General features: G+C 61.2%; 27 protein-coding genes. 15 read left to right on the forward strand and 12 right to left on the reverse strand.

Annotated elements, in window-relative coordinates; genetic code table 11:
* Window positions 1–135: 135 nt before the first annotated feature.
* The 8 genes from EEB13_RS06700 to EEB13_RS06740 all read left to right on the forward strand — a co-directional run bounded on the left by EEB13_RS06700 (window position 136) and on the right by EEB13_RS06740 (window position 6,681).
* Complete coding sequence (locus tag EEB13_RS06700; protein ID WP_033235636.1) at window positions 136–903, forward strand: sulfite exporter TauE/SafE family protein; 768 nt, start codon at window positions 136–138, stop codon at window positions 901–903.
* Between the two features lie 37 nt (window positions 904–940).
* Complete coding sequence (locus EEB13_RS06705; protein WP_033235637.1) at window positions 941–1,750, forward strand: HAD-IIA family hydrolase; 810 nt, start codon at window positions 941–943, stop codon at window positions 1,748–1,750.
* A gap of 287 nt (window positions 1,751–2,037) precedes the next feature.
* Window positions 2,038–2,622: an alternate-type signal peptide domain-containing protein gene (locus EEB13_RS06710; protein ID WP_033235638.1), complete on the forward strand. Its 585-nt coding sequence runs from the start codon at window positions 2,038–2,040 to the stop codon at window positions 2,620–2,622.
* 12 nt (window positions 2,623–2,634) lie between these two features.
* The gene (locus tag EEB13_RS06715) at window positions 2,635–3,219 is read left to right on the forward strand and encodes a hypothetical protein (protein WP_092802390.1); all 585 of its coding nucleotides are present in this window, start codon (window positions 2,635–2,637) and stop codon (window positions 3,217–3,219) included.
* Between the two features lie 11 nt (window positions 3,220–3,230).
* Window positions 3,231–3,887, forward strand: a complete 657-nt coding sequence (locus tag EEB13_RS06720; RefSeq protein WP_072782284.1) for a signal peptidase I — start codon at window positions 3,231–3,233, stop codon at window positions 3,885–3,887.
* A gap of 25 nt (window positions 3,888–3,912) precedes the next feature.
* A complete protein-coding gene (locus tag EEB13_RS06725) occupies window positions 3,913–4,482 on the forward strand; it encodes a SipW-dependent-type signal peptide-containing protein (RefSeq protein ID WP_261984454.1) in 570 nt (189 codons plus the stop codon).
* A 7-nt stretch (window positions 4,483–4,489) separates the two neighbouring features.
* Entirely contained in the window at window positions 4,490–6,130 is a 1,641-nt protein-coding gene (locus EEB13_RS31400) for a signal peptidase I (RefSeq protein ID WP_187328501.1), read from the forward strand.
* A complete protein-coding gene (locus EEB13_RS06740) occupies window positions 6,127–6,681 on the forward strand; it encodes an alternate-type signal peptide domain-containing protein (protein ID WP_092802399.1) in 555 nt (184 codons plus the stop codon). Before EEB13_RS31400 ends, EEB13_RS06740 begins: the two co-directional genes overlap by 4 nt.
* Window positions 6,682–6,742: 61 nt before the next feature.
* Here the strand turns inward: EEB13_RS06740 and EEB13_RS06745 are convergent, their stop codons facing one another.
* From EEB13_RS06745 to EEB13_RS06755, 3 genes are read right to left on the reverse strand one after another with little or no spacing between them, the layout of a single operon-like run.
* Complete coding sequence (locus EEB13_RS06745) at window positions 6,743–7,966, reverse strand: O-succinylhomoserine sulfhydrylase (RefSeq protein ID WP_175393502.1); 1,224 nt, start codon at window positions 7,964–7,966, stop codon at window positions 6,743–6,745.
* A complete protein-coding gene (locus tag EEB13_RS06750; protein ID WP_092803338.1) occupies window positions 7,963–8,382 on the reverse strand; it encodes a rhodanese-like domain-containing protein in 420 nt (139 codons plus the stop codon). The genes EEB13_RS06745 and EEB13_RS06750 overlap by 4 nt, the downstream gene beginning before the upstream one ends.
* A 38-nt stretch (window positions 8,383–8,420) precedes the next feature.
* On the reverse strand, window positions 8,421–8,846 hold the full coding sequence (locus EEB13_RS06755; RefSeq protein WP_045064066.1) for a hypothetical protein: 426 nt from the start codon (window positions 8,844–8,846) through the stop codon (window positions 8,421–8,423).
* 231 nt (window positions 8,847–9,077) lie between these two features.
* Here EEB13_RS06755 and EEB13_RS06760 point away from each other — a divergent pair, with 231 nt between their 5' ends.
* Both EEB13_RS06760 and EEB13_RS06765 read left to right on the forward strand, forming a co-directional pair.
* Window positions 9,078–10,472, forward strand: a complete 1,395-nt coding sequence (locus tag EEB13_RS06760) for an FAD-dependent oxidoreductase (RefSeq protein ID WP_141484880.1) — start codon at window positions 9,078–9,080, stop codon at window positions 10,470–10,472.
* A gap of 118 nt (window positions 10,473–10,590) precedes the next feature.
* On the forward strand, window positions 10,591–11,373 hold the full coding sequence (locus tag EEB13_RS06765; RefSeq protein WP_141485551.1) for an amidohydrolase family protein: 783 nt from the start codon (window positions 10,591–10,593) through the stop codon (window positions 11,371–11,373).
* Between the two features lie 7 nt (window positions 11,374–11,380).
* Here EEB13_RS06765 and EEB13_RS06770 read toward each other — a convergent pair whose 3' ends face one another.
* The 6 genes from EEB13_RS06770 to EEB13_RS31935 all read right to left on the reverse strand — a co-directional run bounded on the left by EEB13_RS06770 (window position 11,381) and on the right by EEB13_RS31935 (window position 15,743).
* Window positions 11,381–11,863, reverse strand: coding sequence for a DUF456 domain-containing protein (locus EEB13_RS06770; RefSeq protein WP_045064067.1), 483 nt, complete (start codon window positions 11,861–11,863; stop codon window positions 11,381–11,383).
* Window positions 11,860–13,113 carry a formate-dependent phosphoribosylglycinamide formyltransferase gene (gene purT / locus EEB13_RS06775; RefSeq protein WP_045066599.1) on the reverse strand — a complete coding sequence of 418 codons (1,254 nt, stop codon included), beginning with the start codon at window positions 13,111–13,113 and terminating at the stop codon, window positions 11,860–11,862. The genes EEB13_RS06770 and purT overlap by 4 nt, the downstream gene beginning before the upstream one ends.
* A gap of 62 nt (window positions 13,114–13,175) precedes the next feature.
* A complete protein-coding gene (locus tag EEB13_RS06780; RefSeq protein WP_261984455.1) occupies window positions 13,176–14,606 on the reverse strand; it encodes a sensor domain-containing diguanylate cyclase in 1,431 nt (476 codons plus the stop codon).
* Between the two features lie 173 nt (window positions 14,607–14,779).
* Window positions 14,780–14,905: a hypothetical protein gene (locus tag EEB13_RS31925; protein ID WP_261984456.1), complete on the reverse strand. Its 126-nt coding sequence runs from the start codon at window positions 14,903–14,905 to the stop codon at window positions 14,780–14,782.
* Window positions 14,906–15,283: 378 nt separating this feature from the next.
* Window positions 15,284–15,406, reverse strand: coding sequence for a hypothetical protein (locus EEB13_RS31930; RefSeq protein ID WP_255285213.1), 123 nt, complete (start codon window positions 15,404–15,406; stop codon window positions 15,284–15,286).
* 214 nt (window positions 15,407–15,620) lie between these two features.
* On the reverse strand, window positions 15,621–15,743 hold the full coding sequence (locus tag EEB13_RS31935) for a hypothetical protein (protein ID WP_255285212.1): 123 nt from the start codon (window positions 15,741–15,743) through the stop codon (window positions 15,621–15,623).
* A 311-nt stretch (window positions 15,744–16,054) separates the two neighbouring features.
* Here EEB13_RS31935 and EEB13_RS06785 point away from each other — a divergent pair, with 311 nt between their 5' ends.
* From EEB13_RS06785 to EEB13_RS06795, 3 genes are all read left to right on the forward strand, one after another.
* On the forward strand, window positions 16,055–17,788 hold the full coding sequence (locus EEB13_RS06785) for an ABC transporter ATP-binding protein (RefSeq protein ID WP_033235645.1): 1,734 nt from the start codon (window positions 16,055–16,057) through the stop codon (window positions 17,786–17,788).
* Window positions 17,785–19,935, forward strand: a complete 2,151-nt coding sequence (locus tag EEB13_RS06790) for an ABC transporter ATP-binding protein (RefSeq protein WP_141484881.1) — start codon at window positions 17,785–17,787, stop codon at window positions 19,933–19,935. Before EEB13_RS06785 ends, EEB13_RS06790 begins: the two co-directional genes overlap by 4 nt.
* A gap of 107 nt (window positions 19,936–20,042) precedes the next feature.
* On the forward strand, window positions 20,043–21,143 hold the full coding sequence (locus EEB13_RS06795; protein ID WP_033235812.1) for a CaiB/BaiF CoA transferase family protein: 1,101 nt from the start codon (window positions 20,043–20,045) through the stop codon (window positions 21,141–21,143).
* An 84-nt stretch (window positions 21,144–21,227) separates the two neighbouring features.
* On the opposite strand, the gene EEB13_RS06800 is transcribed toward EEB13_RS06795, so the two are convergent.
* Both EEB13_RS06800 and EEB13_RS06805 read right to left on the reverse strand, forming a co-directional pair.
* Window positions 21,228–22,361: a class I SAM-dependent methyltransferase gene (locus EEB13_RS06800; RefSeq protein WP_141484882.1), complete on the reverse strand. Its 1,134-nt coding sequence runs from the start codon at window positions 22,359–22,361 to the stop codon at window positions 21,228–21,230.
* 62 nt (window positions 22,362–22,423) lie between these two features.
* Complete coding sequence (locus EEB13_RS06805; RefSeq protein ID WP_141484883.1) at window positions 22,424–23,899, reverse strand: PLP-dependent aminotransferase family protein; 1,476 nt, start codon at window positions 23,897–23,899, stop codon at window positions 22,424–22,426.
* 61 nt (window positions 23,900–23,960) lie between these two features.
* On the opposite strand from EEB13_RS06805, the gene EEB13_RS06810 reads away from it, so the two are divergent.
* Together EEB13_RS06810 and EEB13_RS06815 are read left to right on the forward strand one after the other, a co-directional pair.
* Window positions 23,961–24,191, forward strand: coding sequence for a hypothetical protein (locus EEB13_RS06810; RefSeq protein WP_141484884.1), 231 nt, complete (start codon window positions 23,961–23,963; stop codon window positions 24,189–24,191).
* 33 nt (window positions 24,192–24,224) lie between these two features.
* Window positions 24,225–24,710, forward strand: a complete 486-nt coding sequence (locus EEB13_RS06815; protein ID WP_141484885.1) for a 5' nucleotidase, NT5C type — start codon at window positions 24,225–24,227, stop codon at window positions 24,708–24,710.
* Window positions 24,711–24,764: 54 nt separating this feature from the next.
* Here EEB13_RS06815 and EEB13_RS06820 read toward each other — a convergent pair whose 3' ends face one another.
* Window positions 24,765–26,054, reverse strand: coding sequence for an adenylosuccinate synthase (locus EEB13_RS06820; RefSeq protein ID WP_033235650.1), 1,290 nt, complete (start codon window positions 26,052–26,054; stop codon window positions 24,765–24,767).
* Window positions 26,055–26,209: the final 155 nt, after the last annotated feature.

Genomic DNA, 26,209 nt, shown 5'->3' on the forward strand with positions numbered 1-26,209 from the left:
GGGATCTGTGTGCGTTGAAATCAGGCTGATCGCAAGCCTCCCGAAAGCGGCGAATGCAGTGTTGGATGGATGAGCCGTATCCGATGCCCCGAGCCACCGCTCGTCCCCGAATCACCCTGCAGTACCGTCTGCGGAGTGAGCGGACTGGACGCATTTTTTATTCTCGTGGCAGGTATCGGTGCCGGGGCGATCAACGCCGTGGTGGGCAGTGGAACCCTGATCACGTTCCCCACACTCGTGGCTTTCGGTATGCCTCCGGTCACTGCGACGATGTCCAATGCTGTCGGCCTGGTCGCCGGCGGCGTTTCGGGCACCTGGGGTTACCGACGCGAATTGTCAGGGCAATGGGACCGGCTTCGGTGGCAGATTCCGGCGTCGCTGTCCGGGGCGCTACTCGGCTCGTGGTTGCTGATGCACCTACCTGAGAAGTTATTCGAGACGATCGTTCCGGTATTGCTGATCCTGGCGCTCGCTCTTGTCCTTCTCCAACCACGCATCCAGGCCTGGGCGAAGAAGCGTTCCACCGAAGAGACAACGTTGTCGACCTCGAGGTTGATGCTCCTGACCGCCGGCACGTTTGCAGTCGGTATCTACGGCGGCTATTTCACCGCCGCCCAGGGCATCCTCCTGATCGGTGTGATGGGTGCCATCCTTCCCGAAACCCTGCAGCGAATGAACGGCGCGAAGAACCTGCTCTCACTGCTCGTCAACATCGTCGCGGCGGTGATGTACATCAGCTTGGCTTTCGACCAGATCAATTGGGCAGCAGCAGGTTTGATCGCAGTCGGCTCGCTCGGCGGAGGGGTACTCGGTGCCCGCTACGGGCGACGCCTGTCCCCCACCGCGCTGCGGTACACGATTGTCGTCGTCGGCCTGATCGGACTGTGGCGTCTGCTCGCTTGATCGCCCACGTCGGACGCGGTTCCCACATACTTGAGACATGACCACAACCGCGAATGAACCCCAGTGGACCTACCTCATGGACATGGACGGAGTCCTCGTTCACGAAGAGCACTTGGTGCCGGGAGCGGACACGTTCCTCGCCGAACTGGCATCGAACAACATCCCGTACATGGTGCTGACCAACAACTCGATCAGAACTCCGCGAGACTTGCGGGCACGCCTACTCAACTCCGGTCTCGACATTCCGGAGAAGTCCATCTGGACGTCAGCGCTGGCGACCGCCACCTTCCTCGCAAATCAGCGACCGGGAGGAAGCGCGTATGTGGTCGGCGAATCGGGCCTGACCACGGCGCTGCACGACATCGGATACGTTCTGACGGACAGCGATCCCGATTACGTCGTCCTGGGAGAGACCCGCACCTACTCGTTCGAGGCGATTACCACCGCGATCAGATTGGTCGAGCGAGGCTCGCGGTTCATCGCCACCAACCCCGACGCCACCGGACCGTCGCGGGACGGCTCGCTACCTGCCACCGGTTCCGTTGCCGCCTTGATCACCAAAGCCACGGGACGCGACCCGTACTACGTCGGCAAGCCGAATGCCCTCATGATGCGATCAGCATTGCGGTCCATCGGCGCTCATTCCGCCAACACCTTGATGATCGGCGACCGGATGGACACCGACATCGTGTGCGGCCTGGAGGCGGGCTTGCAGACCATCCTTGTCATGACCGGGATCTCGACACCGGCGTCGGTGGAGCTGTATCCCTACCGCCCCACCATTGTTCTGGAATCCGTCGCCTCCCTTGTCGGAAATACAACGGACCCTTTTCGTAGCACTAAGTAAAGATAATTCGGACATATCGCCTAAATAGAACGGGTAGTTAACCAGCCGAATGAATAACGCAAAACAAAGGAAACGTAAAACCTTTGTCGAGTTGGACAAACGGGAGAATTCTTCAAGGTTGAACTAACGGATTGGTGACTAGTTGCAGGTAGGCGGCTTTTCCCAGCTCAAACGTAAAATTTCAATTTGGGCGAAATATTCTGTTCAAAACCGGTAACGAATCGTTTGCCATGGCTGATACTCATTTCTGAACGACCCAATTCGGACTCCCCAGAAATGAGCTCTCCATGAAGAAACAGACTAAGGGCGCAATTGCGGCAGCAGCCGCGGGCGCACTACTCCTCGGCGGCGCAGGTTCACTCGCGTACTGGAGCGACAGTTCGACGATCGGCGGAAACACCATCACCGCCGGCGAGCTGCAAATCGCAGATTGCGTCGCAGCTGCAGGCACCAGTGGATGGGCGTCGACGAACCCGACGACCATTGCCATTCCCACCGCAGACCTTGCTGCATACAGAATCGTCCCGACCGAGGTGCTCGAGTACAACTGCACCACATCGATCACCGCAATCGGCGATCGATTGAATGCCGTCATCGAGGCGGATCCCGCTTCGATCACAGCTGGCACGACAGCGGCAACCGGCGCCACTGCCGGGGAGCTCCTCGCCAACATCGATGTCGAGACCACTGTCACCGTCGACGGCAATGTCGTGACCGCTGCGAGCCCCCTGACAGAAGCCAACAACGGCGACGCGGTGGCCGTCACGGTTGTCATCACATTCGCCAACGTGAACGACCTTGTTGCTCAGGGTGCGTCGATCAACTTGACGGATCTCGCGCTCAAGATCGAGCAAACAGCCATCAATCCCTGAGGCTGCGAAACCGTGAGAGCTAAAGCCTGGGGGGCACTCGCAGGTGCGTCGGTCATCGTGGTGATGTTTGCATCAGCACAACAGACCGGCGCCCTGTGGCGTGCCGAGACTCCAGTGTCCGGGCTGCAAATGACAGCAGACACGTTGGTCCTACGCCTGGGCGCAGATTACGCGAGTGCGACCGAGAGTTACACGATGACTGGTTTCGGAGGTACCGCCATGGGACCCGGCGCGTACTCCCAAAGGCCCATCACCATCGCGAACCGCACTGCGATGATCGTGCAATACGAATTGACCTCGGCAAGCCAGTCGCAGCCGGAACCGAAACTCAATCTCACGGTGTGGCAGGTAGGCAGCAATGCCGATTGCCCCACAACAGGAACGCCCACCGGCACGCAGCTCTACACCGGGCCCCTGACTGCGGCCAAGTACCCAGCGACTCCGCTACCGACACCCAGGCCCACTCTTTCACCGAACACGTCGTCAACGTGGTGTCTGCGAGCGACCGTCAATGCAAGTGCCGCACAAGGTCAGTCGACTACCGCAACCTTGAACTTCAAGGGCACACAATTCGTTCCCCCACGCACGCAGCCGTAGTGAGGATTTTGATGGACGCACAGCACCGCGCACAACGAAGCGGACCTATCTGGTGGATCACTTCCATTGCCAGCTGGCTGCTTCTGCTTGTCCTCAGCGCGCTGATCATTGCAACAATCGTAGTGCCGTACCTTGCTGGGGCGCAGCGATATACGGTTCTCACAGGCTCGATGTCGCCGACCTACAAGCCTGGTTCCCTGATTGTCGTCAAGGAAGCAGACGCAAACGATCTCGCGATCGGAACTCCCATCACGTTTCAGTTGGAGTCCGGAAAGCCGACTGTCGTGACACATCGCATCATCGCCATCAGTGAGAACACCCGCGGCGAACGAGTTTTCACCACACAGGGAGATGCCAACTCCATTCCGGATGAAAAACCGGTAATCCCGGAACAGATCAGAGGGAAGGTCTGGTACAGCTTTCCGTATCTCGGATACGTGCACAGCTGGCTGACCGGGGAGCAACGCAAGATCATCCTGAGCATTGTTGTCACCGCTCTCGCCGCTTATGCCGTCTACATGTTCGTCAGCGGAACGCGTGAAGGCCGCCGAGACCGACGCAATCGCGCCGCGAATGTCGACGACGTTCAGATGTCTGACGATATCCAGCTATCCGAAACAGCCACCGCGTCACACAACGAAAGCGCCGGACATGTCACGACACTCTGAAAACACGCCCAGCAGAGTTCGAATGATGCTCAGTAGTGCGCGGGTTCGCGCACTACTCGCACTCGGGATGGTTCTGGGAACAGGTGCGGTCGGAACCATGGCTGCGTGGACCGACACAGCCACGGCAACCTCGGGCGCTTTCAGTACCGGAACCATCAATCTCCAACTGAACAATGCCGAAGGAAACCCGACCGCATACGCGTTCACAGCGCTCACCAAAGCCAATATGTCTCCGGGACAGAGCATTGCAGCCATGCTGCCAGTTCAGAACAAAGGGTCTGTAGCCTTCACCTACACCGCCAATACAACATCGACGACGTCTACCCTCGCTCCGTACCTGAAAGTCTCGACGTACTCGGGAGGGGGCGCAGCCAATGCCAGCAATGTCGGAACCTGCAGTGGAACATCGATTATCGCAAATACGTCCCTCGTGAACGGGGGTACAAGCGCAAACATCATCGGCACTCGTTCACTGCCCGCCACCTCCGGCGTCGACGACATCTGCTTTCTCGTGACTTTGGACGCGGCAGCGCCGACGACAGTCCAAGGCACCACTGTGACAGTTACATTCAACTTCACTGCAACGTCGGTGTGAGCGCGCCATGACCCGAGAGAAGCATTCACATCGACGCGGTCGCGTTCGGGATCTCGCGCTCACGATCGGCGCATGCGCCGGAGTTCTGTGCATCGTGATCGCGGCGGCCGGCCTGTTTCTGGGGATAAAGCCCCTCGTTTTCCGCTCTGGCTCCATGGAACCTGAAATCAGCACAGGTGCACTGGCTTTCTCTCGATCAACACCTGCCGATGAGATTGCCGTCGGTGACGTTGTCAGCGTGACCAATACTCAGGGCACTCGGATTACCCACCGCGTCGACAGCATTGCTCCGCAGGCTGCGGGCGTAGTACTGACTCTGAAAGGTGACGCGAACGCCGAGGCTGACATCGAGACGTACTACGTCACAACCGTTGATCGAGTTCTGCTCAGCATGAACAAACTTGGCTACCTCGTGTCCTGGGCATCCGGACCGATCGGCGTCTTCCTCGGCGGTGTTCTCGCCGGAATCCTGCTGATGATCGCGTTCAGGCCCGGTGGGCCTCGACCGAACCGCCCTGAGCCTCCGACTGGCGAAAGCATCGAGACGACAAACAGACACGTTATCTCTTCACCATCGGATACCCCTTCGCGTGCAACCCGATCGGGCACGCTCGTGAAAACCACGATTGCCGGAGCAACTCTGGTGTCACTGTCACTCGGTATTGCACAGACGACGGGAACCGCTGCGGCATTTCAGGACACGGCACCCGCCCAGTCGACATTCACCGCCGCAAGCGTCATAGCTCCGCGGGTCCCGAGCGCAACCTGTGCCACCACTGGCGGCCTCTTTGGTCTGTTAACGACTGTCACTCTCACTTGGACCGCGCCTAGTGGTACCGGCCCGTACACATACAAAGTCATCGTTCGAAAGAACGATACGCCGACCTCGACCGTCACCGTGGACAATATCAGCAGCCTCACCACGACGATAGCCGTCGGACTCTTCGGTTTGCTTGCTGACGGTGCATATACGGCTGAGATCTATACCAAGGTCGGCACGCAGATATCGACCGCATTCTTCCCTGTTCCTATCTCCGTTGCTTCGCTTGTCGGAACCAAATGTGTCAAAGAGGGCGCACAGACCGTTCCGGCCGGGTTCGCCGCCCGCCTGGCGCCCGCCGCGGCTCCCGAAACAACGTCGACGACTACGGCCGCACCCACAACGTCGTCTGCCGGCGAGACGACAACAAGCACGTCGACCTCGGCAACAGAATCATCTCCGACACCGACGACCCCTCCTCAAACGACAACTACCGCAAGCACAACCACAACCACAACCACCGAAACGACAGCAACACAGACCACGACCTTGCCGACCACAACCACAACCACATCCACCCTGCCAACTACTTCGACAACGACTGTGGTTGTCCCAGTTGGGGATCCCAGTGACTCGGGCACCTATTTCGCTGCAATAGCGACTGGCGAATCAGGCCGGTTTGCCTCGATCACCGACTCGTCGGGAACCGAGATCTTCCGCACCGCAGTTGGCCTCGACGACGAATTGCATTGGCTCACTGGCGCTGACGAATTGTGGATACTCGGATCCAGCGGACCTCGTAAGGTCAGTAAGATCGCAGGGCAGTGGACGTCCACCTCGCCCACAGGTGAACTCCCCGCTGAAATTGCTGCGCTGGTGAGCAAATGAAGAAACAGTGGAAAGGCGCCCTGGCGGCCACCGCGGCGATTGCGGTTCTTCTCGGCGGAAGTGGCACGCTCGCTTCGTGGAACGATTCCGCAACTGTGCTCTCCAAGACGGTTACTGCCGGCACCCTTTCCCTCGGACCATGCGCCGTGGGACCCGGCGGACCCACTGCAACGGGGTGGTTCTATCGCAACTACGATACTGCGCCCTATACAGCGATCCCAGACATCTCGACCTTCCGAACCTTTCCCGGCCAGGACGTCTATTACTCCTGCAATTCGAAAGTATCCGCCACCGGTCCTCGCCTGCGGGCCGACGTAGTCGCACAGACCGGAACAATCGGCGGCGCCCTGGCGCCGTACTTGGACGTGAACGTCTTCCTGTCCGACAGCGCCAACGCAGACATCACAGACTTCACGAGCGACTACAACGGACAGGTCATCAACGTCATCGTTCTGTTCCAGTTCATGCGGAGCAATGACAACGGTGGTCAGAATCAGAGCGTTTCGATTCCGTCGTTCAAGCTGGTCACGCAACAACAACCGATCGGATAACACAAAATCGCTCTGTTCGTCTGGGGTGCACGAACAGAGCGATTTGGTCTTGCGTCGACAACTACCCGAGGGCTCGCTTCAGATCAGCCAACAGATCGACAGTGTCTTCGAGCCCGACGGACAAACGCACCACGCCATCTGTAAGACCCACTGCTGCACGGCCTTCCGGACCCATGGCCCGGTGCGTCGTGGTCGCGGGGTGGGTGATCAACGACTTGGAGTCACCCAAGTTGTTGGAGATGTCGATGACGCGCAGGCCGTTGAGAACCTCGAACGCCCGCTTCTTGCCCTCACCGTCAGGCGCATTGAGCTCGAACGTGACAACTGTTCCGCCGCCGCTCATTTGAGCCTTCGCGAGTTCATGCTGCGGGTGCGAAGTCAGGTACGGATACTTGACCCACTTGACGCCCGGGTGTGCTTCGAGGAATTCGGCGATCTCGAGGGCCGACGCCACGGAATGCCGAATACGAACCGGCATGGTCTCGAGGCCCTTGAGCAACGTCCACGCATTGAACGGGCTGAGCGCCGGTCCGGTGTGCCGCATCAGTTCCCGAACGGGACCGCTGATGTACTCCTCGGTTCCGAGGATCGCACCACCGAGGACGCGGCCCTGACCGTCGATGTGCTTGGTGCCGGAGTACACGACGACGTCGGCGCCCAAGTCCAAGCTTCGCTGCAGGAGCGGCGTCGCAAAGACGTTGTCCAGCACTACCTTTGCACCAGCCGCATGCGCGAGTTCGGATACGCGTCGTACGTCCACCAAAGATTGCATGGGGTTGGACGGTGTCTCGAAGAATACTGCCGTGGTCGGTACCGACAGCGCTTCTTCCCACTGCGCATTGTCTTCACCGTCGACAAAAACAACCTCGACTCCCCAGCGCGGGAGGATTTCGTTGCATACGACAAAGCAGGAACCGAAGAGGCTGCGAGCAGCGACCAATCGGTCACCGTTGCCCAGCAGTGCGCCCAACGCCGTGAATACGGCGGACATTCCGCTGGCCGTCGCAAAGCACGCCTCTGCGCCTTCGATGAGGCGCAGACGCTCTTCGAACATCTTGACCGTCGGATTGCCGTAGCGGGAGTAGACAAAATGGTCTACTTCGCCGGTAAAGGCTTGTTCGGCGGCTTCTGCACTCTCGTAGACAAATCCGGAGTTGAGGAACAGTGCTTCGGAGGTTTCCTCGAAGCCCGTTCGCATCAATCCGCCGCGGACACCGAGCGTGCCAAGACCTACGTCGTCCGGCAACGCTCGTTGAAATGCGCCGCCCTGGGGAATTCCGCTCACTGCTGCCTCCACGGCAGGCCGACGGCCCGCCAACCTACAACTCCACGATGTCCGTCGGCATCCAAACCACCTTCGAACCCGTCGAGCACGTTGTACGACGGACCGATGCCCGCCGCTGTCGCACTTTCTGCGGCCCCGATCGATCGCTGACCGGATCGACACAGGAAGATCACGGGTTTCCCGGAGCCGGGAACAACACCGGATTCCTTCAACTCGTCGACGAAGTTGTCGTTGCGTGCACCGTTGGGGTAGCTCACCCATTCGATCTGCACAGCCGAGTTGCCGAGGGACGTGACGTCGGGGATACCGACGTACTTCCACTCTGCGTCGGTGCGCACGTCGACGAGCACTGCCTCGGGGTTTTCGCGGAGCAGCTCCCAGGCTTGCTCCGGCGTCAGATCGCCTGCGTAACTCACGTTGTCCATGTTTTCACAAGACCGGATTGTGCGGGCGATCAGGTGCAGATATCCCAGCCTTCGCCGTCGCGGGTGAGTGTCCAGACCTCGACGCGCTGATCCTGGCCGCCACCGGAGAGCCGAACATCGACAGTCGCGCGGTCGCCGCTGACGACAGATTCGTTGATGCCCTGCATCTCGACGTCACCTTCGGTATCGGCGAGTGGTCCGGTCTCCGGATCGAAGTTTGTGCAGGTAAGGCTCTGGAGTGTCTTGGTGTCGTTCTCGTTGTGAGCTGCGACGTAGTCCGCGACCACACGGCTGATGCGGTCCTCTTCGCTGACGTTTTCCTCAGCCGGGGACATCCAGGACGAAATGAAGATTCCGCCGAGGATCAGCGCGACAATTGCCACTGCCAGGATGAACGGCCCGGCCGATGCTGTCTTGCTTTCGGAATTGCCGGAATCGTCGCGCTGGTCATTCATGAAACCAATACTCCCCCACAAGCTCAGCTTGTGGCCCGTCAAGTAGTGGACCCCTACCGCTTCGAACCGCACTTGCAGGAGAATTGAAAGAAAGAAACGGTTTACCGACGCCCGTTGGGGTGAAAGTGTGAACCGGGTCGAACCGCAAACACTCCACGGTGCTTAGGTTCGGCTAAATTGGATACTTGTCGATACGTTGTCCGAACTTCGAAGAAGGTAGCTGTCTTTACGATGACTGACTCCAACCGCCCACTCCGGGTCGCGATCGTCGGCGCCGGCCCCGCCGGCATCTACGCCGCCGATGCCCTCATGAAGTCCGATACCGCAGTCTCCGGCCGCGGTGTCAGCATCGACCTCTTCGAGCGCATGCCAGCGCCCTTCGGTCTCATCCGCTACGGCGTCGCACCTGATCACCCGCGCATCAAGGGCATCATCACCGCCCTGCACAAGGTCCTCGACAAGCCGCAGGTCCGCCTCCTCGGCAACATCGCCTACGGCACCGACATCACCCTCGACGACCTCCAGTCGTTCTACGACGCCGTCATCTTCTCCACCGGCGCCAATGCCGACCGCGCCCTCGGCATCCCGGGCATCGACCTCGACGGCAGCTACGGCGCCGCCGACTTCGTCTCCTGGTACGACGGCCACCCCGACGTCCCCCGCGAATGGCCCCTCACCGCCGAGAAGGTCGCCGTCCTCGGCGTCGGTAACGTCGCCCTCGACATCGCCCGCGTCCTCGCGAAGACCGGCGACGAACTGCTCCCAACGGAGATCCCCGCCAACGTCTACGAGGGCCTCAAGAACAACAAGGCCATCGAGGTTCACGTCTTCGGCCGACGCGGCCCCGCGCAGGCCAAGTTCACCCCTCTCGAACTGCGTGAACTCGACCATTCCCCGACCATCGAGGTCATCGTCGACCCCGAGGACATCGACTACGACGAGGGCTCCGAGCAGGCTCGCCGCAACTCCAAGCAGGTCGACATGGTCGCGAACACGCTGCAGGACTGGGCAATCCGCGACGTCGGAAACCGCCCGCACAAGCTGTTCCTGCACTTCTTCGAATCCCCCACCGAGGTTCTCGGTGAAGACGGCAAGGTAGTGGGCCTGCGCACCGAGCGCACCGCACTCGACGGCACCGGCAACGTCAAGGGCACCGGCACCTACAAGGACTGGGATGTTCAGGCCGTGTACCGCGCCGTCGGCTACCTGTCACAGAACGTCACGCAACTGCCGTTCGACGACCAGGCCGGCACCGTCCCCAACGACGCCGGACGCGTCGTCGCCGACGACACCGCCGAAGGCGCAGCCCGGTTCATGCCGGCCACCTACGTCACCGGCTGGATCAAGCGCGGCCCCGTCGGCCTCATCGGCCACACCAAGGGTGACGCCAACGAAACCGTCGCGAACCTCCTCGAGGACTCGGCCAACTTCACCGGAGCCGCACAGCCCGACGAGAACGCCGTCATCGAATTCCTCGAAGGCAAGCAGGTGCCGTACACGACGTGGCAGGGCTGGTACCGCCTCGACGCACACGAGCGCAGCCTCGGCGAACCCGAAGGCCGCGAGCGCATCAAGGTCGTCGAGCGTCACGACATGCTGAAAGCCTCGGAGCCCGAGAAGGCATAACCACAGGCATCACAGACAGACCGGCCCGATATGACCGAAATTCGCCACGTAGCGATTCAGGTCACATCGGGCCGGTCTTCTGTTCGAGGTCATATTGACAGCGTGCAAAATGAATGACGTGTTTGACGCCCATGTTCACATCATCGACCCGCGCTTTCCGCTGGTCGAGAATCACGGCTACCTGCCCGAGCCGTTCACCGTCCCCGATTACCGGTCCAAGGTGGCGACTCTCGAGGGGCTGAGTGTGGACGGTGGAGCAGTGGTGACGGCGTCGTATCAGGGCACTGATCAGGAGTACCTCAAAACCGCACTCGCGGAACTCGGCCCCGGCTGGGTTGGCGTCACGGCACTCGGTGACGACGTCACCGACAAAGAGATTGTCGACCTCGACGCACTCGGTGTTCGCGCAGTCCGATTCAATCTCCGACGCGGCGCAACAGATCTGCGTCAACTCGCGGACCTGGCAAACCGGGCTTTCGATTTGGCCGGCTGGCACGCCGAGTTCTACGTCGACGCGACGCTACTTCTCTCGCTCGAACCAGTTTTCGCGAAGCTTCCGGCCGTGTCGATCGACCACCTGGGCATGTCGACGCGCGGCCTGCCGTATCTCCTCAACCTCGTGGACCGCGGAGTCCGAGTCAAAGCCACCGGATTCGGACGCACCACCATCTCCGACGTCGGCGACGTGCTCCGTCAAATCCACGCTGTCAATCCCCAGGCACTGATGTTCGGCACCGACCTGCCAGGCACCCGCGCCCGCCGGGCCTTCGAGATCCACGATCTCGACGTGATCGCCGACGCCGTCGGGGACGATCTTCCGGCGGTGATGGGTGGCAACGCCCGCGCCTGGTATCGGTGTGAACGAGCCAGTGCTCACGCCCGAAAAGCTGCTCACTCCTGAAATCTGCTCACACGAAAACGACTGCGCCCAACCAGAGCCCGGCCGCGATCAATGCACCGAACAACTCCACCACCATGGACAACCCCACAGCTTTCACAGCGTGAAGCGTCGACGCCCACGCGATGTTGACGTTGCGCAAGCGCACGAGTTCTGCGACGTACGTTCCCACGATGAATCCCAGAAACAGCCCCACCACCGGAACGACAAAGAATCCGATGATGCCGACAAGCCCGCCCACCATGACAGAGCGGTTTGGCACTCCCCCGGCACGCATTCGCTGACCGGGCCACGTGTACTTCACGACGCCCGTGATCACGAGAGCCAGCGCGGCCAACGCGAACACCGTCCACGCGGTCGCGCCACCGGTCATCAACGCCCACACCAGAATTGCTGCCAAGATGAGCAGCGTTCCCGGAATGATCGGCACAACCACCCCGATCAGGCCGATCAGAATTGCCAGCCCGACAACAACTTCCGCAGCCGGACTCATCCGACGGGGCGAACCTTCGACGCCGCCTCGCGTGCACGGGAGCGAGCCGTCTCGACATCTGCGGCAGTGGAGACGGCAACGCCCATCCGTCGACGCGTGAAACTTTCCGGCTTGCCGAACAACCGAATGTCGGTCTCGGGCACCGCGAGAGCCTCTGCGACGCCGTCGAATCCGATTGCCTGCGCTTCGACGCCGCCGTAGATGACGGCTGAAGCACCAGGTGAGGTGAGCGTCGTGTCGACGGGGAGCCCCAGGATGGCGCGGGCGTGCAATTCGAATTCGGAGAGCCGCTGTGTGCGCAGCGTGACCAGTCCGGTGTCATGTGGACGTGGGCTCACCTCGGAGAAGTACACGTTGTCGCCCTTGACGAACAACTCGACACCGAAGATTCCGCGACCGCCAAGCGCGGACGTGACCTTCTCGGAGACCTCGCGAGCGGCCGCGAGGGCGAGCGCCGACATCTGCTGCGGTTGCCAGGATTCGACGTAATCGCCCGACTGCTGCAGGTGACCGATCGGTTCACAGAACGACGTCTCGACCTCGCCGCCACTGCCCACGGCCCGGACCGTCAATTGTGTTATCTCGTAATCGAAATCGACAAAGCCCTCTACGATGACCCGGCCGTGATTGACGCGCCCACCGGCCATCGCGTAATCCCACGCTGACTCGAGTTCGTCGGCAGTGCGCACTGTCGACTGCCCTTTGCCGGAGGACGACATGACGGGCTTGATCACGCACGGAAATCCGGTGAGTTCGGTGGCAGCCCGAACCTCGTCGAGTGAATTCGCGAATGCATACGGCGAGGTGGGCAAGCCCAGTTCCTCGGCTGCAAGCCGCCGGATACCTTCGCGGTTCATGGTCAGCTGTGTTGCCCTGGCCGTCGGAATGACTACGGTCTCACCCCGCGCTTCGACGACGGCCAGCGCGTCGGTCGCGATTGCCTCGATCTCGGGCACCACAAAATGCGGCTTCTCCAGTTCGATCACGGCCAGCAGTGCATCGGGATCGGTCATGTCGACGGTGTGAGCCCGGTGCGCAACCTGGTGCCCGGGTGCGTCCGGGTACCGATCCACTGCAATAACCTCGACGCCCAATCGCTGCAACGCGATGACAACTTCCTTGCCCAGTTCACCCGATCCCAACATCATCACTCTGATCGCGTTCTCGGCGAGCGGAGTGCCGAATCGGAGTGGAAGCGAGGAAGGGTCCGAGGGCGCCGAAAGGTCCGACGGCGTTGAATCAGGCTGCATGGCTGCGACTATATGCCAATCCCGATGCAGGTCAGCGTGTCCAGAGGACGCGATGGCGGAACTCACGCGGTTCTGGTGATCCGCTCAGACACGACGCCACTCACGATGTCACTAACGTTCTGGGCTTTCACGACATTTCGGCCTGCATGCTTGGCTTCGTACAGGGCTGCGTCGGCGGCGACCATCAGCGACGCCAAGGTGGGTGTCGCGTCATCTGTCCAAGCGAGTCCGATACTGACGGTGCTGTCATGCCCGGATCGTGCCGAGTCGTGGACCTGAGCATGTCGGATCTCTTCGGCGACTTCGGTCGCACGGGCGAAACTGGAACCGGTGAGCAAGACCGCGAACTCCTCACCGCCGAGTCGACCGACCAGATCGGTATCGGAGACGCGTTCTGCCATCCGGGCACCGAAATCGGCGAGAACACTGTCGCCGACCATGTGCCCGTATGTGTCGTTGACGGCTTTGAAGTGGTCGAGATCGAGCATCAGCAATCCGATAGGCAACGCCGTCTGCGTTGCCTGTTGGAGTCGTTCTTCGGCCTGACGCAGGAAAGGCCCGCGCGAGAGGACTCCGGTGAGAGAGTCGTATTCGACTGCGCGGAACAGCTCACGCTCGGCAGCCCGACGCTCCTGCGTCGCACACGCCACAGCGATGGGGCCCAACGCAACCAGAGTGACCGCTATCGACGTGATCACCGCCTCGTTCACGTTTGCGCCACTCTGTTCCCCGAGAGCCAGCCTGCCGGCGTCGGCCATCATGAGCGACCACACCGACCACACTGCCGAAACCAACGCAGTACTCGGAACCGAAATCCGGGTAGCGCACCACAACAGCGCGGGGATGGGCAGGAGAAGGGCAATCGGCCCCTCGATGCTGAGCGCGATCGGCATGCAGGCGGCGGTAGCGAGCAACGGGACTGTCATGGCGAGAACTGCCCGTACAGTCGTCTTGCTACGGATCTCCGCAATGCTGGACGGAATGGTCATGGACAGAATCAGAGGCAACACCAGCAGATAGGCCATGAACTCCGTACTGCCCCAGTGAACAAGCGTGTCGGCAAACGACTCACCTCGAAAGACCCAATCCATCAGCCCAGCTGTTGCCGCGGTAGCGCAGGCACTGAGTCCGGCGACGACAACCATCCACATCAGAGACGTTGAGTCGACCAAGCGGAACGGGGTGCGTTTGAGGTAGTCGAGCAACAACACACCAACGGTGACCCCGACCAGGTTTGCACCGTTCAACTGAATTGCCATCGAGAGCGTGTTGCCGGTCAGCAGATCAGCGCTCACATAAGCGACGCCGGCGGCAATCCACGTGGGCCACTCGATCAGAATCGGCCACCGCACCATCATTCCCAGTAACAACGCATTGGCGCACCAGAACGTGGCGAGCAGTCCGGGCGGTCGCGTGAGAATTCCGATGAGCGCGGCAAGCAGGACAACGACAAAGACAACCAGCAGCCGCGTTACTCGGCCCATCCTTGTCATTCGTCACCTCACCGTCGCTCCAGAAAAGGTGTATCGGGCGACTGCCAAATCTTATCGTCACGTTCAGACCACATTGCCCCCTGACCGATGACGCGGTCAGAGGGCAATGCGAAGTGACCGACCATCACAGTACCGAGGACTCGGCACCTGATAGGTCTTGTTAGCGGTTGGTCTTATTCAGCAGATCCGCTGGATCCCGAGGATCCCGAGCCGCCCTCGAGCGAAGAGGTGTCTACCGACTTGAGGAAAACGCCGAGTGCTGTGAGCAGAGGTCCGAGTGCGCTGAGTGATCCGAACATAGGAGTTCTCCTGGTGCGTAGAGGTGATGTGAAATGTTCAGCGACGTTTCGGCCGCAGGCGGTGACCGAACAGTCTGGGAACTCATGCCACAGGGGTGAAATATGCGGTCGCCCCCCTGCGACATCCCGTGCTGTGATGCAGCGCACTAATTAGCGCTGACAGCATTTATAGACCGCAGAAACGTACTTGTCTAGCTACCGTGTGGCTACTACCAAAGACTCGAAGTAACACCTGTCGTCAAAACTGCAGATCAAGACGGTAGTTCAATGTCAATTAGAGTACAAATTGTGATGTGCATCACAGCAGAAATGCAGAAAGTGCGACTCGCAGTCAATTGCGAGCCACACTTTCGGGCAAACAGGACTTACTTCTCAGACCTACTTCTCAGCGGCCGAGCCGGTTCCCGGAGTGAGCGAGCCACCGCCGATGGCCGTGAGCAAGTCCTTGAGAACCGGGAAAAGGTTCTTGATAACGGCGCTGAATTCTTCTTGCGAACCCATGTCGGTTCCTCTTTTCTCAGAAATGCAGTTGATGAATCGGAAAGGCTGGAGAAATTACTCGGCAGCCGAACCGGTCGAACCCGAAGAATCTGCCGATCCGGCGTTCAGCTTGGTTACCAAAGCGAGAACGCTTTTGAGGAAGGCGTCGAGATTCTGGATCGAGGTCATGTGACTACTCCTGTGTCGTTACGAAAGATTGCCGTGCGCGCGAACGTCAGGAGTTCGAGCTGGCGGAATCGAGGCCCTGGATGGTCTTGAGCATGTTCACCAGTGGAAGGAGCTTGAGCAGACTCCAGCCCATACCGTTTGCCTCGAGAAGGTTTTCGACCGAACCCATAACTGAACTCCTTGCGTGAGATGTATGACGTGGCGCACGTTTGGTCCGCCGAGAGCCTTTGTAGTCAGGAGAAATACATACGTCCAGTTTGTTTAAGGACAAAGACTCGCGTGACAGTTCGTGGTGATCTGTAAAGCCCCAGATCAAGACATGTGACTCGAACTCAACTTCAAATTCAAATGTGATCGACATCACAATCGATTGAGACAAAAGGCCACAAAGGTAAGAGTCGGTGCCCGCTCCGACCGCGATCTGTCATACCGTGTGCATGTGATCAATCCTGAACGCGTGGCAACCAGATCGGGATCGCCGTGTTAGCAAAACTGCTCAAGGCGTACCTGCCGCCGTACCGCTGGTTGCTCGCAGGAGTATTGGCGCTGCAACTTTTCGGTGCCATTGCGTCGCTGATCCTGCCGACCCTGAATGCCCGAATCATCGACGACGGCGTCGCCCGCGGTGATACCGGATTCATCATGTCGACCGGCGGAATCATGCTGATGGTCTCGTTGGCGTCGATCATCGCCTCGGTCGCGTCGACGTATCTGGCGGCAAAGTCCTCGATGGGATTCGGTCACGACGTCCGGGCCGCCGTCTACAAGGCCGTCGGCAGTTTCTCCGACCGTGAATTCTCCGGTTTCGGCGCCCCGACACTGATCACCAGAAATACCAACGACGTCCTCCAGATCCAGACGCTGGTGATGCTGACGTCGTCGATGCTCGTCAGCGCACCACTCATGTGCATCGGCGGCATAGTCATGGCGCTACGCGAGAATCTGCAGATGTCGTGGCTCCTGACCATTTCGGTGCCACTACTCGGCATCACCGTCGCAGTGGTCGTCGCCCGCCTCATTCCGCACTTCCGGACCATGCAGGCCCGCATCGACAAGATCAACCGCGCACTGCGTGAACAGCTCACCGGTATGCGCGTGATTCGCGCGTTCGTTCGCGAACCCGACGAAACCATGCGCTTCGATCAGGCCAACAAGGAACTTGCGGACACGGCCCTGCTCATCGGTCGATACCAAGCCGTTCTCCTGCCGACGGTCATGCTGATCGCGAACCTGACCGGCGTTGCGGTCATGTGGTTCGGTGCCCACCTCGTGAACACCGGTGACATGCAGATCGGTCAGATCAGCGCGTTCCTCGCGTACGTCATGCAAATTCTGATGTCCGTCGTGATGGCAACAATGTTGGCCGTCGTGATTCCACGGGCCGCCGTCTGCGCCGACCGCATCACCGAAGTGATCGACACGAAGCCATCGGTCCCGGCACCGTCCCAACCGCTGCGCCCCACCAACCCTTACGGCGTCGTGGAGTTCGGCGGAGCCGGATTCAGCTACCCCGGTGCCGAGACTCCGGTTCTGAGCGGTGTGACGATGCGCTGTCTACCTGGGACCGTCACTGCGATCGTCGGCAGCACCGGCAGCGGAAAATCCACCCTCGTCTCCCTCATCCCCCGGCTCTTCGACGTCACAGCCGGCGCGGTTCTGATCGACGGGCTCGACGTCCGCGGCTGGGATCAGGACGAACTGTTCACCAACTTCGGGTACGTCCCACAAAAGACCTACCTGTTCGCCGGCACGGTCGCCACCAACATCCGGTACGGAAATCCGTCAGCCACCGACGACGACATCTGGGCTGCACTCGCCGTCGCGCAAGCCGACGGCTTCGTCCGGGAACTTCCGCAGGGCCTGGAATCCCCGATAGCGCAAGGTGGATCGAATCTCTCCGGTGGCCAGCGGCAGCGCCTGGCCATCGCCCGAGCCGTCGTCCGCCGACCGCGGATCTACATTTTCGACGATTCCTTCTCCGCCCTGGACATGCACACCGACGCGGCCGTTCGCGCAGCGCTGCGCGCGATTACGACGAACAGCACCGTCATCGTCGTCGCGCAACGCGTGTCTTCGATCATCGACGCCGACCAGATCATGGTCCTCGAGGACGGCGCTCCCGTCGGACTCGGCGACCACAACTTCCTGCTGGCCAACTGCCCGACGTACCAAGAGATCGTGGCCTCCCAGATTCCCGCGGAGATGAGCGCATGACCATTCCGCAAGGCCCAAATTTCGGTCCTGGCAATCGTCAGTATTTCGACGACGCTCCTACCGTCGTATTTGCCAAGATCCCCGCGGAGCCGGACACAGCGCCGCCTGCCGAACCTGCGCCTCAGTACGGTCAGCCCCTGTACGGTCCACCCCAGGACGATCCGCAACAATCCGGACCACCGCCTGTCGAACCGCCCCCCGGCGACGAGCCCAAGCCCGATGCCCCGGCGCCGAAGCCCGCGTCCACCACACCGGCGACCAAACCCAAGCAGTTCAAAGCCACGATGAAACGGCTGTTGGGCCTGTTGAAGCCGCACAAGATCGCGGTATTCGTCGTAGTGCTCTCGACGATCGGGAGCATCTCGCTCTCCGTCGCGGTTCCCAAGATCCTCGGCCACGTCACCGACCTCATCTTCGCCGGATTCATCGGCAAGAGTTTGCCGGCCGGCATCAGCCGTGACGAGGCCGCGGAAGCTATTCGTGCATCCGGTAATTCGACGTTCGCCGACCTGGTTCAGAACTCTGCCGACGTCGTCCCTGGCGTCGGGCTGAACTTCGACGCCATCGGCAAGGTCATCCTCATCGCCATCGGTGTGTACGTGATGGCGTCGCTGCTCGCCTGGGTGGAAGCGTTCCTGCTCAACATCATCGTGCAGAAAACGATCTACAAGTTGCGTGCGGAGGTCGAAGCGAAGATTCACCGACTTCCGTTGCCGTACTTCGACAGGACGCCTCGCGGTGAAGTTCTCAGCCGCGTCACCAACGACATCGACAACGTCTCGTCGACCCTGTCCCAAACTCTGACGTCACTGTTGACCTCGGTGCTGACGGTCGTCGGCGTCCTCACCATGATGTTCGTCATCTCGCCGATGCTCTCGCTGATCGCACTCATCGCTGTTCCCGTGTCGGTCGTGTTGGTTGCCCGTGTCGCCAAGCGCGCGCAGGTTCTGTTCAAAGCGCAATGGGAAGAAACCGGCAAGATCAACGCGCAGATCGAAGAGACCTACAGCGGTCGCGATCTGGTGCGCGTCTACGGGCATCAGATCGAGGCCGAGCGCGAATTCGCGGTACAGAACAAGAAACTTCTCGACGCATCGTTCGGCGCACAGTTCCTGTCCAGCCTGATCATGCCCGTCATGAACTTCGTCGGAAACATCACCTACGTGCTGCTCGCCGTAGTGGGTGCCCTGAAGGTGGCCAGTGGCAACATGTCCCTCGGCGACGTCCAGGCGTTCATCGTCTACTCCCGCCAGTTCAGCTCACCGCTCACCCAGATCGCCTCGATGTCGTCGAGTCTGCAGTCCGGGGCCGCGTCGGCGGAACGCGTCTTCGAACTGCTCGACGAACCCGAGCAGACTCCGGACATCGCGAACCCCGTCCTCCCCGAGCAGGCCGGCCGTCACCGCACCGTCGGCACCGTCGTGTTCGAGAACGTCTCGTTCCGGTACGACAAGGACGTCCCGCTCATCGAGAACGTCAACCTCACTGCCGAGTCCGGACAGACCGTCGCCATCGTCGGTCCCACCGGCGCAGGCAAGACCACGTTGGTGAACCTCATCATGAGGTTCTACGAAGTCGACTCCGGCCGGATCACCATCGACGACGTCGACATCGCACACATGCGGCGCGCCGACCTCCGCTCGCACGTCGGCATGGTCCTGCAGGACACGTGGTTGTTCGGCGGCACCATCCGCGAAAACATCGCATACGGACGCATCGGTGCCAGCGAAGCCGAGATCCAAGCGGCAGCCCGGGCGGCGTTCGCGGACCGCTTCATCCACACCCTGCCCGACGGCTACGACACCGTGCTCGACGAGGAAGCGTCCAACATCAGTTCGGGCGAGAAGCAGCTCATCACCATCGCCCGCGCCTTCCTGTCCGAGCCGTCGCTGCTGATTCTCGACGAGGCGACCAGCTCGGTCGACACTCGCACGGAACAGCTTGTCCAGCACGCTATGTCGGCACTGCGAGCCGGTCGCACGAGCTTCATCATCGCGCACCGTCTGTCCACGATTCGCAATGCGGATCTGATCGTGGTCATGGAGGCCGGCCAGATCGTCGAGCAAGGCACACACGATCAACTCATCGCCCACGGCGGAGCGTACTTCCGCCTCTACAACGCTCAGTTCGAAGGCGCCGCCGTCTAGTGACCGACGCCTCCCTGCGTAGACACCGTGCCCCGGAGCACACCTGATCGGTCCGACAGGTTACCGTCGGGTCAGAAGTGTTGTCGCCGTCTGAATTGGGAGTTCGTGTGTCTGCAGAAACTGTGGAGAAGAAGGGCCCGCTCGCGGGCATTCGGATCGTGGAATTCGCTGGATTGGGACCGGGACCGCACGCAGCGACTCTGCTCGCCGACATGGGCGCCGACATCGTCATCGTGCAACGAGCAGGCCAGATTCCTCAGGACGCCAACGCCTCCGACCAGATCAAGCGAGGCCGTCGTGTCGTCGAAGCCAACCTCAAGGATCCCGAGGATGTCGCGAAGGTCCTGAACCTGGTCGATCGCGCCGACGTTGTCATCGAAGGCTTCCGGCCCGGCGTCATGGAACGTATGGGACTCGGACCCGACGTGCTGCTGGAGCGCAACCCTCGTCTCGTCTTCGGGCGTATGACGGGCTGGGGCCAGGAAGGCCCCCTCGCGAGCGCCGCCGGCCACGACATCAACTACATCTCCCTCACCGGCGTCCTCAACGCCATCGGTCGCAAGGGTGAACGTCCCGTTCCGCCGCTCAACATGGTCGGCGACTTCGGTGGCGGTTCCATGTTCCTGATCTTCGGCATCCTGTCCGCCCTGGTCGAGCGTTCGATCTCCGGTAAAGGCCAGGTAGTCGACGCGGCCATGGTCGACGGCACCCTCGCCCTCTCACACATGATGTGGGCCTTCCGTGGCCGCGGCGTCTGGTCCGACGAGCGTGGTGTCAACCTCCTCGACACCGGTGCGCCGTTCTACGACACCTACGAGACCTCCGACGGCAAGTACATGGCCGTCGGTTCCATCGAGCCGCAGTTCTACGCCCTGCTGCTCGAAGGCCTCGAACTGGATCCGTCGACGCTTCCGCATCAGATGGATTCCAGCAAATGGGACGACATGAAGGCACTCTTCACGGAGAAGTTCCTGTCCAAGACTCGCGACGAGTGGGCCAAGATCTTCCTCGGCACCGACGCGTGCGTCTCGCCGGTACTGACCTTCGCGGAAGCACCGTCGAACGAGCACATCGCAGCGCGCGGCTCGCTCATCGAACTCGACGGCGTCACCCAGCACGCTCCGGCACCGCGTTTCTCCCGCACCCCGGCGAGCGTTCCGTCGCCGCCGGCGCGCGAGGCGACGGATATCGACACGGTTTGGACCTAGGGCCTTCGGCTCTGTGTTGACCTAGGGCCTTCGGCCCTGTGCGCCTTTCTGGTAGTTCCGGCTACCACAAAGGCGCACAGGGCGTCAGCCCAATCGGTAGAACCGCAAGAACTCGTGCTCGATCGGTAGCACATCCACTCGCTCGAAACCTGCTGCCAGGGCAAAACTTTCGAGTGTCGACTTACGCATGACCGTTCCCGTCCCGACGCTTCCGGGGTGGGAGAGACTGTCCGGCAGGCAGCAAGTCAGCGAATACCCGTAGAGCAGTTGCTCCACCTGCCCGGCATTGGGATCGAAAGAACTCGCTGTGCGCTCGTCCATGACGATCACCGGTGCGCCGGGCCGCGCGATCGACCGGGCGGTGGACAAAAACCCGACCGGGTCCGGCACGTCGTGCAGACATTCGAACGCAAAAACAGCGTCGTAGGTACCCGATTCCACCCGCTCCTGCTCAGGGGCCTGGCCGGCCACATCGACCAACGAGAAATGCACACGGTCGTCGACGCCGTAGTCGCTCGCATGCCGGCGCGCCGCAGCCACAGACGCCGCGTCCACGTCGAAGCCGTGAACCTCGACTTTCGGGTATCCGATAGCCAGTGCCACCGAAGACCATCCCTCCCCCATTCCGAGATCCGCGACCTTCGCCCCGTCGGTCAACGTGGCGTGCAGATCCGGAATGATCGGCAAGAACTCCTGGCACAACTGGCGCAGGAACATCGGGCGGTTCAGCAACGCCTGCCCCTCGCGCGCGTCAACGCCCATGGACTCCCAGGTCACCCCGCCGCCGTGGCGATACGCGTCGAGCAGTCTGGGCATCGACGTTGTTGTCGCCACGAACAATCGGGCCATCGGCGCCACATACAGCAGACTGTCCGAATCTACGAGTACTGCGGCGTGCGCGGCGGACAAGGTGTATCGGCGGTCTGCATCTGCACTGACGTCCAGATACCCGGCCACGGCCTGTTGTTCCAGCCATTCGCGGGCATACCGTTCCACCGTTGCCGTCCGATCGGCCAGTTCCGTCGACGTGAGGGGCCCGAAGTCGGCCAGGGCGCGATACCAGCCCAGCCGATCTCCGAGATAGACCGCTTGCAGTTCTGCCGCCCCGATCGCGGCCGCGAACATCCGTTCCGCCAATGCCTCCGATTCGCTTGCGCCCCCTGCCCCGGCTCCCCCTGCCCCAGCTCCCGCTGCACTGACTCCTTCGACGGTTGCCATCGAAACCTCCTGAATTCACCTTGGTTTCCAGGTGGGTACCCGCGCGAGCGCAGGCTAGCCGCTCAGACGACGACGAGGCGTTGGTCTGCAGCGTCCCGATCGGTCGCAAGGGTGTCGTATGCAGCGGCGATGGACGCGACTCCGCGGATCAGATCTTCCGACGAACGTGCGTATGGCACACGGATGAACCGCTCGAAAGCACCTTCGACGCCAAATCTCGGGCCGGCTGCGAGGAGCACTCCGAAGTTGGGCGCCACCGCCGCCAAGGCAGTCGACACGGGTGCCGACATGCGCATCCATACCGACATTCCGCCCGAGCCGATCGTGGGGCTCCAGTCCGGGAGTCGCTCGGCTACCGCGTCGAGCAGAACCGATCGTTGCTCGCGCAGGACCGCGCGACGCTCGTCGAGCAGCGAGTGGTCGTCGGCAAGGAGGTACGCGGCGGCAAGCTGATCCATGACCGGGGTACCGAGGTCGACAGCCGCGCGAGCGCCCACCAGCTGGGTGATCAGTGCGGGGTCGGCCCGAATCCAGCCGACGCGCAAGCCGCCCCACAGTGACTTCGCGGTGGAACCGAGGGTTACGACATCCGTCTTGGCGGCGCCGCGTCCGTGCGCTGCCACCGGAGCGGGCGGCGGCGCATCGAGCCACAGGTCCACCATGGTCTCGTCGACGACAAGCGTCATCCGGGTCTCGTGGGCGATCTTGGCAAGCTCCGCGCGCCCGGCGGAATCCAGGCACAGACCCGTCGGATTGTGGAAGTCCGGAATCAGGTAGGCCATGCGAGCTGCGGTTTGCCTTGCAGCACTTCGGATTCCGTCGAGGTCCCAGGCTCCGGCGGCGGCAAACTCCGGACGCACCGGAACCGGAACGGGTCTGGCCCCGTTGCGCCGAATCGCTTCCAGTGCATTGGGATACGTGGGGTGATCCACCAGCACCCGTTCGCCGGGAGAGGTGAGCACCGACAACAACAACCGCAAAGCGTGCTGGGCGCCGGAGGTCACCATGATCTGCTCGGGTGTCGTGGGCAAGCCGCGTGCGGTGTAACGACGCGCGATGACGTCCCGCAGTTCTGCGATGCCGATCGGCTCCATGCCGTGAGTGGGCAGGAACTGCGGAAGTGACTCCAGCGCAGACGCATACGCCTGCTGCACCTGCTCGGCCGGGGCAGCCATCGCGGCATAACTGAGATCGACGACGGCACCGCTCGGGCCGGGTTGGTGCTGGCGGAACATCAAGCCGTTCGGCCGCGCACCGGCAGGCAACGCCACGGTGCTGCGCGAACCCTGACGGCTGATCAGATAGCCCTCGTCCCGCAGAACCGAGTACGACGACGTGATCGTGGTGCGGCTCAGTTCGAGCACGGTTGCGAGTTCACGCTCGCTCGGCAGAGCCACGCCCAACGGAACGCGCCCGTCGTGCACGAGTAAGCGAATACCGTCGGCCAGTGCGCGGTAGGCGGGCCGTCGTCCCGATTCCTCCTGCCAGGACCCGAGATCACGCGCAAGGGAACGGGCACCGAGAACTCGAGTCATCATGCGGTCCAGTATCGAGTACTTGGCTATGTAATTCAATACCAGTGGACCTGATGATGAGCTTATGACTACCTTCGCAACGCTTATCGGCATCGGACTCTTTGTGGCCGTCGTGTACTTTTTTGCGCCAGCAGAAGGTGAAGGTACATACATTCGAGTGGAACAGTTTCGCCTGGCAGCACCGCTCGGCGGCATCTTCGGCGAGGTCGGCGAACGGTCCGAGAACAACTCTGTCGGACACCCGTGCCATTGTGATGAGGGGGAAGAATTCACTGATCTCAGTCCAGTTCGATAAAACTGGACTCTTTCTGCTCGAAGAAAGGCGCAGATGCCTGAATCCAAGAAGTCTGAATCCAAGAAGATTCTTTACATCGACCTCGACAACACCCTCGTCAACTTCCAGTCCGGCATCGATCGCCTGACCGACAATGTGCGAAAGAAATTCGAAAACGACCTCGACGAAGCCCCACACATCTTCTCGCGTATGGATCCCCTCGACGGCGCGATCGACGCGTACCACCAACTTGCGCGGCAGTTCGACACCTACATCCTGTCGACTGCGCCCTGGAAGAACGCAACCGCGTGGCACGACAAGGTCTTGTGGGTCCAGGAACACCTCGGACTGGAAGAAGGCAGCGTCGCGTACAAGCGGTTGATCCTCTCGCACCACAAGCACCTCAACCGAGGCGACTTCCTCGTCGACGATCGCGGAGCCAACGGCGCAGACAGGTTCGAGGGCGAGTGGATCAAGTTCGGCACCACCAAGTTTCCCGATTGGACGAGGGTCACCGAATACTTGTCGAAGCGAGCCTGAAACACGAAATCCCCGCTCCTACTTGAAAGGAACGGGGATTTCGACAAACAATTCCTAGCGGATGACCTCGCGGCGGACAATCGTCTCGTCACGGCCGGGGCCGACACCGATGCAGGACATGAACGCACCCGACAGCTCTTCGAGTCGAAGCACGTAATTCTGCGCGGCCTGCGGAAGCTCCTCGAACGTGCGAGCCTTCGAGATGTCCTCGGACCAACCCGGCATCTCTTCGTAGATAGGCTTGGCGTGGTGAATGTCGGTCTGCGACATCGGCATTTCATCGTGACGCACACCGTCGACGTCGTATGCAACACAAATCGGTACCGTCTCGAGGCTGCTGAGCACGTCGAGCTTGGTCAGGAAGTAATCGGTGATGCCGTTGACGCGCGTTGCGTAGCGGGCGATTACGGCGTCGAACCAACCGGTGCGGCGGCCACGACCGGTGGTGACACCGACCTCACCGCCCTTGTCGGCCAGGTACACACCGAACTCGTCGAACAGTTCCGTCGGGAACGGGCCCGAGCCGACGCGTGTGGTGTACGCCTTCAGGATTCCGAGAACAGTGGTGATCTTGGTGGGGCCGATGCCCGAACCAACCGCTGCTCCACCGGAAGTGGGGTTGGACGACGTCACGTACGGGTACGTGCCGTGGTCGACGTCGAGCAGCGTTCCCTGTGAACCCTCGAGCAGGACGGTCTCGCCGCGCTCGAGAGCGAGGTTGAGTTCGAGTCGCGTGTCCGAGATACGGTGCTTGAAGCCCTCCGCCTGCGTCAGAACTTCTTCGACAACCTGCTGGGGATCAAGAGCCTTGCGGTTGTAAATCTTGACCAGCACCTGGTTCTTGAATTCGAGTGCCGCCTCGACCTTCTGGGTCAGGATCTTCTCGTCCAGGACATCCGCTGCGCGTACGCCGACGCGAGCGATCTTGTCCTGGTAGCACGGGCCGATTCCGCGACCGGTGGTGCCGATCTTCTTGGCACCGAGGAAGCGTTCGGTGACCTTGTCGATGGCCACGTGGTACGGCATGATCAGGTGCGCATCGGCGGAAAGCAGCAGGCGGGACGTGTCCACGCCGCGCGATTCCAGGCCCGCGAGTTCGGTGAGCAGCACTCCCGGGTCCACCACGACGCCGTTTCCGATGACATTGGTGACGGCCGGTGTGAGGATTCCGGACGGGATGAGGTGCAGTGCGAATTTTTCACCGTTCGGCAGAACTACGGTGTGTCCGGCATTGTTGCCGCCCTGGTATCGCACGACCCACTGAAGCTGCTCGCCCAGTAGATCTGTAGCTTTGCCCTTACCTTCGTCGCCCCACTGGGCGCCGATCAGGACGATTGCCGGCATGACGTTGTCTCCTACGGTCGACGTGCAGCAGTTGTCCCGCCGCATTGGTACTGCCTGAATCCGCGCACTCTTGTGCAGCCGAGCTGTTGCAGTGACCGAAGGAGAAGTCTAGCCCAGAGCACACGATCAAACCCTTCGGTCCAGAAATCGGCTCG

Origin of the sequence: Rhodococcus sp. WS3, from assembly GCF_003797085.1 — a bacterium.
GTDB classification, from domain to species: domain Bacteria; phylum Actinomycetota; class Actinomycetes; order Mycobacteriales; family Mycobacteriaceae; genus Rhodococcus_F; species Rhodococcus_F globerula.